The following is a 10,611-nucleotide window of genomic DNA, read 5'->3' as shown; positions in this document are numbered from 1 at the left end:
GCATACAGCAGGCACGTCTATATGTCAAGATATTAATGACGCACTACACTAGCAATTCGGCCCGAAATCCGCCTCGTAGGCCTTCGCCAGCTTCTGATCCCAGCCGTCGAGTGCCGCCAGCTTCCCAAAGAAAAACCGCAGAACCTTCGGCTCCTGTACGAATTTAAGCCCGCCGATGAGATCGCGGTGCTTATACAACCAGGTTAGCCGGTCAACGGCGTATTCGATTTGCGACAACGAGTACACACGTCGCGGAACCGCGAGTCGCGCCAATTCCAGGTCGGCATATACTTCCTTGCCTTGCGCGTCCCGGTCCATCGAAATTGTTCCTCTCTCCATGCTTCTCACACCCGAAGCGATGTAGATGGCAGCAGCCAGCGCACCTGCCTGATATTGGCTCTGCGGCAGATGCGGCACGAAGCGCTTGGCATCGACGTGACATGCTAATCCTCCTGCCGGCGTCACCACGGGCACACCATTCTCGAGCAGTCTCCCGACAAAGTATTCGATGAACTGCGGTGAGATGCCCGCCACATTGATGTCGGTCATTTCCCTGAGGCCGACAGCCATGGCCTCAATCTCTTTGGTTGACATACCGCCGTAAGTGGAAAACCCTTCGTACACGGGCAGCCAATCCAGCAGCCGGTCGTAGTATTCCTTCTTGTTCGTGGCAATCATACCGCCTCTTACCGACGTGCTCTTGCGTGCAGAGAGATAGAAGATGTCCACGTAGCTCATCATCTCCTGGATAATCTCTTTGATGGACTTATTCGCATATCCCTCTTCCCGCATCTTAATGAAATATGCGTTCTCGGAGATCAAGCTGCCGTCGAATACGAGTGGGATCTTATGCTTCGTCGCCATTTCCTTCACTTCGCGGAGGTTCCGCAGGGAGAAGGGCTGTCCGCCGACTAGATTGGTGGTTGCCTCCATTCTCACAAAAGGAATCTTCTCCACGCCGTACTTCTTTATGCAGTCGGCAAACTTGTTCAGGTCCAGGTTGCCCTTAAACTGGTTGGTGCTTTGCGTCTTCAGCATCTCATCGGTGTAGATTTCCAAAACGGTCGCACCCGCCAGCTCAAAATGAGCCTTTGTGGTGGTGAAGTGGTAGTTCATCAGAACCACGTCGCCGGGTTTGACAAAGACCTTAGCCAGAAGATGTTCTGCTGCCCTGCCTTGATGCACAGGCATGGTGTAGTCGAATCCCAGTATTTCCTTCACCGCGTCGGCCAGCTTATAGAAACTTGCGCTCCCCGCGTATGCATCATCCGAAACCATCATGGAAGCAAGCTGGTTGTCGCTCATTGCGTTGGTTCCGCTATCGGTGAGCATGTCGAGAAAGATATCTCTGGTCCGCAGCAGGAAAGTGTTATAGCCCGCTTCCGCCATGGCCTTTACCCTTCGCCCGACCGGCTCAAGATATGTCTGCTGCACGATTCTGACCTTGTGCATTTCAACCGGAAGTGTTTTGCCGTTAGAGAGCTTGATGTTCATTTTTTGTTGCTCCTCCTTCAATCAATGAGTGAGACCTCGAATACCGTGCGGCCAATTCGAACAGGATACACGTATCGTCAATGAGATAACCGCTCATGTTTTGCAGCCGTTAGATTGCCGACAATGAATCGGCTTTCATCCGCGTACTCGCAATTGACCATTAGAACCAGAAATGTGTGACTCTTCCCGGCAATGTGGCTGCCAACCACACCTGACCACCCCCTTTGTCCGATTGACTATCCAAAAACCTGTGCAGACTCGCGACACTGCATTTATCTGGCGCCACACGTCAGCGGCACATCGCTGCCCTGAGCCATCGCATCTAGGCCTTGATCATCACCAGGATCATCTTGAATCTCGTCACTGCTCTCAAGGCATGCGACTTGTTGGCGGGAAGTCTGAGCATCTCCCCGGCCTTTACCAGGTTCGGCTGGCCTGATATGAAGATCTCTGCCTGGCCATCGACCACCAGAACGAGCGCATCGAACGGAGCCGTGTGCTCGCTAAGCCCTTCGCCTTTGTCGAAAGCAAATGCCGTGACCGTGCCCGCCGGTTTCTTAACGAGGGTGCGACTTACCACAGTTCCGGCCTGGTATTGGACAAGGTCCGCCTGGCCGACAACTCCAACGAGTTCACTCGCAGCATCCATCTCACCCTGCATGCGCAGCTCCTTTTCCCATCATTGGTGCGTTTCCACAAGTAAGGGATTGAATGTCGCAGCTCCCGGCGTCAGAGAACCGGGAATGAGTCTTCCCTCCTCAAGCCGAAAGAGCTTTATCCCTTCGCAGGAAACAAAACTACCTGGTTCACAGGTAGCGAGAATAGTCGTTCCGTTTGCAGACATCCTGAAAAAGAGTCTGAGAAAACTCTCACACTCACTCCTTCCGAGCCCGGAAAACGGCTCGTCCAGAAGAAGAAGTCTCGGGGATCTCACCAACGCCCTTGCCACCGCGACTCGTTTCTTCTCGCTGAAGGAAAGCTCGTGCGGGAATTTTTTCTCCATTCCGGAGAGTCCGGCCTGGGATAATGCTTCAAGCGAAAGGGTTCTCGCCTCCAAAGGTTTTCTCCGCTCAATCATGAGTGGAAGCATCACGTTCTCGAGCACATTTCTGTCTTTAAGAAGCTTTGCCTCCTGAGGCAGCATCCCGATTCTGCTTCTGATACGGCTTATTTCTTTTCGTCTTATTCCCGGGCTCTTATAGCCCAGAATCGTGACGGACCCCTCTGAAGGGAATTCCTCCACAAGGGCGAGTCTGAAGAGCGCGCTCTTCCCGGACGATGGCGGCCCCAGGATGAAAACGATCTCGCCTTCTTTCACCTCCAGAGTTATGGAGTCCAGAACCTTCCGTGAGCCGTAGCTCTTCCCCATCCCATCGAAAAAAAGCAAGGTTTCGTTCATATGCTCCAGACAAGCGGCCGCTTCCATGCCCGTGAAAGCCTTGCCGCGAGAAGTATTGCCTCAACCATCCCCGATTCGTCCGCCTCCCCCTTCCACGCTATGTCCTTGGCTGCTCCGTGACCGGGCGATGTTCTCACAAAGGGAAGCCCCAGCGTGACATTGACGCAGGTTTTCGGAAAAAGCGTTTTCAGAACCGGCAGGGCTTGGTCGTGAAACATCGCTACGACTGCATCGAATTCGCCTTTCAGGGCTCTCAAGAAAATGGAATCTGCTGAAAATGGGCCAGAGACCGCGACACCTCTTCTTGCCGCCAATTTAACGGCCGGTGACACTATCTCCTTTTCTTCCTTTCCCAGAAATCCCCCTTCACCTGCGTGCGGATTCAGTCCGCTGACCGCTATTCTCGGATGCTTCTTCTTGAAGAACCTCCGGAGCGCTGTGTGTGTGTGAAGTATTGCCGAGAGGACTCTCTCGCGTGAAATAGCACACGGGACTTCTTCAAGCGGAAGATGCGTCGTCACAATTGAGGCCACAAGTTTAGGAGAGACGAACATCATTGTTGATTTCTTCGAGTGCGAGAGGGATTCAAGAAACTCGGTGTGTCCAGTGAATTCGATTCCGCATCTGAGGAGAGATTCCTTTGAGACGGGCGCCGTAGCAAGAGCGTCCGCCATCCCGGAGAGGGCCAGTCTCGCTCCCTGGGCAATCCATCTTATAGTCTGCCTGGCGGTTGCGCTTCCGGAGTTGCGGGAGGCCGGGGTGGGTCCTTCAACCATAAGCCTCATGGGAGAACCATGTCTTCCTGCGAGGCGAAATCCGTCCTCTCTTCTCTCTATCCTGAAGGGGAAGGAAAACTCGGCAATTGCCCGCTCAACCACGTCGAGGGAGCCGACCAGAATCGGCGAGCACGCTGCTCTGACCATTGGTGAGTCCAATGCCTTAAGGGTGACCTCAGGACCGATGCCTGAAGGGTCCCCTAGAGTAATGCCGATTTTTGGCTTTTCAATGGCAGGGTTCAAATCACAGCTACTCTGTCTCGCTCGTTCTCTCGAGGATTTTGTAGAAGCCCCTTGCTTCCTTCACAGAAGCCTGTTTTCCGGGCAGTTTCACTATTTCTATGGTCAGTTGAGCACTGCCCTTTTTGAAAGCGACCTTGTCGCCCAATGTGACTATCTTACTTGCCCTTACAGGAGACCCGTTCACAACTATTTGCCCCTTCCGGGAGGCACGAGAGACCAGAGACCGGCTCTCGAAAAGACAACTCCAGTGAAGATACTTGTCGATTCGCTCCTTCCCTACTGCCAGGTTCTTATCTCTATGTAAGCTTTCTTCTTTATGCCTGCGACCCATTTGTCGTACCCCTCCTTCATCTTCTCCTGGGAAAGCATCTCTCTAAGCTCGTCCTTCATTTCAGAATAGATGAAATCCCTCTCTTCTGTTCTATCTTTCACCTGGAAAAGGTGATATCCGTGGTCATCCTCGATTGGTTCACTAACCTCCCCTACCAGAAGAGGGGCGACTGCCTCTCTGATTTCGTCCGGAACAGTACTCACATCCACAAACCCGATATCCCCGCCTTTTTCAGCAGTCTCCTTTTCGTCAGAATATTTCTTGGCGAGAGCGGCAAAATCCTCGCCGTCCGCCATTCTCTTCCGCAGACTTATGGCAAGGGCTCTCGTGTCACGCTTGTCTTTGTCCCGGGGCACCACCCTGACCAGTATGTGTCTCGCCTTGACCCGGCCCTCTTCCTTCTTCTCGACCTTTATGATGTGGAAGCCAAACCTTGTCTGCACGACGCCGCTCATTTGCCCCTCTGCAAGCGAGAACGCCGCTTGTTCGAAAGCAGGATCCAGCTCTCCTCTGGAAAAAAATCCAAGATCACCGCCGTACTTTGCACTGGGGTCGTCCGAGGCATCCTGGGCAACAGTCTCAAAGCTTTCCCCCTTGTTTATCCTGGCCAGGATCTGCTGTGCCCTGGCCGTTCCGTTCTTGAGTGCGACCGAATCGGGCTTTATTCTGATGAAGATGTGGGAGAGCCGCACCTCCTCGGGCTTCTTCGGAAGCCCGGCTTTCTTCTTGTTGTAGTAGTCCTGGATTTCGGAATCGGACACCTTTACCTTTGACCTCACCTCTCTACCTACCATCTTTATAAGGAGCAGCTGCTTTCTTACCTCCGGCTCGTACTTCTCCCTCAACTCACCCTCTGTAAGCCCCTCTCTTGCAAGCTCCTCTTTGAATATCTGTTCGGATCCGGCCCTTGCGATTGTATTGGACAGCGCCCGATCCACACCCTCTTTGAGCTCGCTCTTTGTCAGCGAAACGCCGCTTTTGTTCGCCTCGTCGACAATAAGCCGTTCCTCAATCATGCTGTCCAGGATTTCCTTTCTCAGCTGCGACACCTTCGTTGAGTCAGAGAGGTCAATTCGGAGCTCCCGGGCGTAAATCAGAACCTGCTCGTCAACTTCGCTTTTCAAGATGACGTTCTTGTTGACGATCGCGGCTATCCCATCAATCGCCGATTCTGCCCGGAGTCCGGGCGCCGAGCCGGCCAACAGAAGCAGGACAAAAAGCAGGCGGCCAGGTAGCTTACTTCGCATGCTGAAGCTTCGCTTTCTCAAGAACCTTCTCGTTGATCTTCACGGGATAGGATTTCCGCAGCTCCGCGAAGTAATTCTGCAGAGCTTCCTCCTGCTTCCCCACAAGCAGGTTCTGCTTTATGTCGAATTTGATGGTATCAAATGGTATCGGTTTTCCGTCTTTCTCATACGCCTTCGGATCCCTCTGATACTCCCCCTTGGCTTCTTCATCACTAACACTTGCCTTCTGAACAATCTGTTCATAATAGAGTTGTGTCACCATCAACTCCTCTGCCTTCCTCTGCAATTCCTCTTTGAGAGCCCTATCCTTCTCAATCCCTCTTTTGTCGGCTTCGGCAAAAAGGATCTCGTTCATTGTGTACTGCCCTTGTGCGAGAAGCTTCCTGAGCAGATCCAAGTTGCCGCCGCGCGTCCACTGGAACATGGGAAGGGCCTCCTCGACCTTAAGGTACTGGCCCACGGTAATCGCTCTGCGCCCAACCCGCACGATAACAAGCGAACTTTCTTCGGGCGTGACCTTGAATTCAGGCTTGGTTCTCGAAGTATCCATAGCCGCGTTTTCCCGGCGCTGAAGTATCGAGGAAAACGCTTCAAGGTTTTTCTCCTCCAACTTGGCGACATACTTCTTTTTCAGATCTTCAATGACCTTCGCCACAAGTAGTTTCTCTTTGGTCTGACGAACCTCTTTTTCAAGCGTTGTCTTTTCTTTGTCGAAAGTATCCTGCTCTCTCTTCCTTCTCTCTATGACTTTTATTATATGGTAACCGGCTTCAGTCTTGACTGGAGCAGAGGAGAGTTCTCCCTGCTTCATGCGGTACATGGCTTTTTCGAACTGGGGGTCTACTGCGCTCCCCGCCGTGATGAATCCCATGTCGCCGCCGGTGCGGCTGCTTCTTCTGTCCATGGAGTGGGATTGGGCAAGCGTGTCAAAATCGGCACCTTTCCTGAGTTCCACGAGCAGGCTGTCGGCTTCTTTTTGATCCCTTACCAGTATGTGCTTTACATGAAACTCTTCGGACCTTTTCTTGTACTGGTCGCTGAGATCTCCCTTTTTCACCTTGACTTTCTTGGAAATCATCTCCTCGTAGAGACGCTGGAGAACGATCCCTTTCCTTTGCTCGCCGATCTGCCACTGAACGTTTTTCACCTTGTCAATGCCCAGCTTCCATGCCTCCTGCGCCATGAGCTCCTTGTTTACCATGTCGTTGAGGAATTGATGCTTGGCCTCGCTGCCCGTCCCCTCCGGCAGGAACCTGGGATCCATCTCTGTATACATTTTCTCAAAATTCGCCAGGGTAATCGTCCTTTTCCCCGCCGTGGCAACAACTGACTTCGACTGGGAGCCACATGCTGAAAGAAGGATTAGTAGAAGAAACAAATAACCGATTACTCTTCTCACATTCTCTCCTTTCTGAATTATTCAGCCGAGATTTGGTGGAATCTCGAATCGGAAATTGCAAACCGGAAATCTGATGAAAAGGGGACTGCTGAACCCGACCATTCTGGTCTGCAGCCTCTTCATGCAGCACCTCCGGGAACGCTACCATAAACAGGGAGAGCAAGCAACAGCTTTCTGGCAAAAGAGCACGGATTCCCCTCGACCTTGGCCGCTTTGATCCCCATAGTAACTCCCGATGAAAAGCCTATCGGGAAATCTATCGAATCAAGAAATGTCTTGAGTTCGCTCTTCGCCAGCGCCTTCCCAAGCTCAAGTTCCACTTTCTCCTTTCTGACACTCAGGAATGGAACGTTCGCCTTTGCCGCAAGAATCCTGAGCGAGCGCAATTCAAACAGCGAAGCCGTCGCCTGCGGAAGAGGACCGAACCTGTCCACAAGCTCAAGAAGAAGAGAATTGACCTCGTCTTCAGTGTCAGTGCCTGCGAGCCTCTTGTAGATTGAAATTCTCTGACTTCCATCGCTCACATACTCCTCCGGGAGATAGACGTCGAGATCGGTGACAATCTTTGGCTCGAGTTTCTTCTCGAGAGGAATTCCCTTTATTTCTGCGACCCCTTCTTCGAGAAGCTTCATGTAGAGGTCGAATCCCACGCTGAGCATGAAGCCGTGCTGCTGGGGACCGAGCACATTCCCGGCGCCTCTAATTTCAAGGTCTCTCATTGCAAGCTTGAATCCGGAGCCAAGTTCGTCAAACTCCTCAATTGCGCTCAGTCTTCTTGCCGCCTCCCTTGTAAGCGTTTTCTCCCCGGACACGAAAAAATAGGCATACGCCTTCTCTGAAGACCTTCCAACCCTTCCTCTCAATTGGTAGAGCTGCGAGAGTCCAAATGTATCTGCCCTGTTTACGAGCAGTGTGTTTACTGAAGGAATATCGAGCCCGGACTCGATAATCATCGTCGAGACAAGCACGTCGTACTTCCTGTCAAGGAACTCAACCATGGTTCGCTCAAGCCTCGATGCCTCCATTTGTCCATGTGCAACTCCAAACGTGAGCTGCGGGACCCTTCTCCTCAGCAGGGAGGTCATTGCATCGATGGTCTCCACCCGGTTGTGCACGAAGAATGACTGACCGCCCCTTTCGGCTTCATCCAGGAGAGCATCGGCGATAAGCTCTTCGTCAAACTCCGCTATCTCCGTCTTGACGGGCAGCCTGTCCTTTGGAGGCGTGTTTATGATAGATATGTCCATTGCGCCGGAAAGGGACATGTGGAGTGTCCTCGGGATGGGCGTGGCAGTAAGAGTGAGTAGATCTGCAAGCTTCTTGAACGATTTCATTCTCTCTTTGTGCCTTACACCGAAACGCTGCTCTTCATCCACAATTATCAGGCCCAGATCTTTGAAGGCGACCTCTTTTTGAATCAGCTTGTGTGTTCCGATGACAATGTCAACCGTCCCCGCCTTGAGGTTCTTCAGGATTTCCGTCTGATCCTTCTTGCTTCTGAACCGGCTCAAGACCTCGACTGTTACCGGATACCCCTTCAGTCTTTCTGAAAAGGTCGAGTAATGCTGGGCTGCGAGCACCGTTGTCGGAACGAGCACTGCGACTTGCTTCCCACCCGTCACTGCTTTGAAGGCAGCCCTGACAGCTACTTCCGTTTTCCCATAGCCGACATCACCGCACACGAGTCTGTCCATCGACCTCGGGGATTCCATGTCCTTCTTCACTTCACTTACGCAGACCAGCTGGTCGGGAGTCTCCTCGTGGATAAATGAGCTCTCGAGCTCCTTCTGCCAGAGCGAATCGGGCAGGAACGCATGTCCGGGCATGGACTTCCTCAGCGCATGAGTCTCGATGATCTCGCGGGCCATGTCTTTTATCGCCCTCTTCGCTCTTTCCTTGGTCTTGAGCCACTGCTTGCCTCCAAGTTTCGAAAGCGCGGCAATGGCACCCTCTTCGGCCTTGTATTTCTCAACCAGATCGAGCTGGTGCACCGGCACAAAGAGCTTGTCTCCATCGCGGTAGTCAATCTGAACGCAGTCCGTTTCGTAGCCCGTGCCCTTGATTCTCTTCATGCCCCTGTAGATGCCAATCCCATGATCAACGTGAACGACATAATCCCCGATATCCAGCGCGCCGAGCTCTTCAAGAGAAAGCCCCCGGCCGTACTTCCTTCGCCTCGTTCTTCGCCTCTCGTAGGAAAGAATCTGCCTGTGAGTAAGGACAGCAAGCTTTGCTTCGGGGTACGTGAAACCCCTGGAGAGAAAGTCAACGCCGGGCTCGTAGCTCTCATCTTCGAGGACTTCCGCGAGTCTCTCTGCCTGCTCTTTTGTGTCGGAGAGAATGAAGGTCGTGAATCCGCCGGCTTCCAGCTCCTTGATGTGAGCCCTCAGGAGGTCAAATGCCTTTCCAGTAGGTTCCTGCTCCGATGTCTGAAACGCGAATATCTTCTCGTCAAGACCGGCTTCTTTCAGCTTCAGAGTTTCATTTTCAACCACCCGCATTTTTCCAATCCACTGAGCGAGCTCTTCCGGAGTAAGAAAAAGTTCATTGGGCGGAGAGACTACCGGGAAGTTCTCCCGGGATATTTCGTAGGAGCTCTCGATCTCTCCTCTCAGTCTTTCCGCTTCATCTCTGACCCTTCTGGCTTCATCGAGGAAAACGATCGTGTTCCCGGGAAAGTAGTCCAGGGCGCACGAAAGCTCCTGCTCGTAGAAGCCTGCAAGCCGCTCCATGCCGTCAAAGAAGAGGTCGCCTCCCATAAGCGACTTCAAGAGAGCCTTCTTTTCCTCATCCTCGACTTTCGAGAGAGCTCTGGAGAGGGCGCGCTCCTCGATTTCGGGATTAAGCAGCATCTCCATGGCGGGCAGGATGCTCGCTTCCTCAAGCTCGCCTTTCGATCTTTGCGTCTCAACGTCAAATTCCCTCATCGACCGTATGATTTCTCCGTCAAGCTCTATCCTGACAGGGTCCTTTCTACCGAATGAGAATATGTCAACAATCCCGCCCCTTCTCGAGAACTCCCCACAATCGGTAACGACAGCTGTCTGCCTATATCCCGAATAGGTCATCGCGACGATTACTTCACCCAGAGAGATCTCTTCGCCTTTCCTGAGCGGGAGAATGGCCCTGGCCATGAGTTCTTTCGAAGGCACCTTGCGCATGAGCGCCGAGGCAGTCGTTACAATCCTATTCGCCCGCGTTCCAGTGGCGAGAGCACACAGGGATTCAATCTTCGCACCAAGCAGAGCGGTCTGAGGCCGCCTTCTTTCGTATGGAGTTGCGTGCGGATCGCAGAGGTAGAGGATCTCTTCAGACGGTAGAATTGACGTCAGGTCTTCCAGCGCCTCTTCAGCTCTGTCGCTATCTTCGCAGACAATAAGAAGGGGAATGTCCTTTGGAATGAGCGAGAGCAGGATGTGCTTGGAAGAGCCGCAAAGCCCGGCCGTTTTGAGGCTGTTCTCTCTGCCGCTGACCGCTTCCAGAAAGCGCCGGGTCGTGTCCCCTCTCGAAAAGAGGTCACATATTGTCTGAAGCACTCCACTCTCTTTCATCATGGAACTCCAATTCGGGGACACATGACTTAATTCAATTGGGGCTCTGCATACACCTCTCTCCCCCTAGAAGGGGAGGTAGGGTGAGACGGGACATTCTCCCTCTCCCCTTTTGAAGGGGAGAGGATAGGGTCAGAGGGACATTCTCCCTCTCCCCTCGGGGAGAGGGTA

The 10,611-nt window shown here is 52.8% G+C and carries 8 protein-coding genes; all 8 read right to left on the bottom strand.

Annotated features, from left to right (window positions below; genetic code table 11):
* Window positions 1-48: 48 nt before the first annotated feature.
* Complete coding sequence (locus tag QME66_11415; protein MDI6809572.1) at window positions 49-1,494, bottom strand: tryptophanase; 1,446 nt, start codon at window positions 1,492-1,494, stop codon at window positions 49-51.
* Window positions 1,495-1,816: 322 nt separating this feature from the next.
* Window positions 1,817-2,155: a cupin domain-containing protein gene (locus QME66_11410; GenBank protein ID MDI6809571.1), complete on the bottom strand. Its 339-nt coding sequence runs from the start codon at window positions 2,153-2,155 to the stop codon at window positions 1,817-1,819.
* 18 nt (window positions 2,156-2,173) lie between these two features.
* Entirely contained in the window at window positions 2,174-2,893 is a 720-nt protein-coding gene (locus QME66_11405; GenBank protein ID MDI6809570.1) for an ATP-binding cassette domain-containing protein, read from the bottom strand.
* Window positions 2,890-3,912, bottom strand: coding sequence for a 4-hydroxythreonine-4-phosphate dehydrogenase PdxA (gene pdxA, locus QME66_11400; protein MDI6809569.1), 1,023 nt, complete (start codon window positions 3,910-3,912; stop codon window positions 2,890-2,892). The genes QME66_11405 and pdxA overlap by 4 nt, the downstream gene beginning before the upstream one ends.
* A gap of 7 nt (window positions 3,913-3,919) precedes the next feature.
* Window positions 3,920-4,243, bottom strand: a complete 324-nt coding sequence (locus QME66_11395) for a S4 domain-containing protein (GenBank protein MDI6809568.1) — start codon at window positions 4,241-4,243, stop codon at window positions 3,920-3,922.
* A complete protein-coding gene (locus QME66_11390) occupies window positions 4,189-5,490 on the bottom strand; it encodes a peptidylprolyl isomerase (protein ID MDI6809567.1) in 1,302 nt (433 codons plus the stop codon). Before QME66_11390 ends, QME66_11395 begins: the two co-directional genes overlap by 55 nt.
* Window positions 5,480-6,889, bottom strand: coding sequence for a peptidylprolyl isomerase (locus tag QME66_11385; protein ID MDI6809566.1), 1,410 nt, complete (start codon window positions 6,887-6,889; stop codon window positions 5,480-5,482). Before QME66_11385 ends, QME66_11390 begins: the two co-directional genes overlap by 11 nt.
* Window positions 6,890-7,008: 119 nt before the next feature.
* Window positions 7,009-10,440 (bottom strand): transcription-repair coupling factor, encoded by a 3,432-nt coding sequence (mfd, locus tag QME66_11380; protein MDI6809565.1) that lies wholly within the window; start codon window positions 10,438-10,440, stop codon window positions 7,009-7,011.
* Between the last annotated feature and the right edge of the window lie 171 nt (window positions 10,441-10,611).

This window comes from Candidatus Eisenbacteria bacterium, from assembly GCA_030017955.1.
Taxonomy (GTDB): domain Bacteria; phylum Eisenbacteria; class RBG-16-71-46; order JASEGR01; family JASEGR01; genus JASEGR01.
Note: the sequence above shows the minus strand (reverse complement) of the source record. Positions and strands in the feature narration are given on the sequence as shown.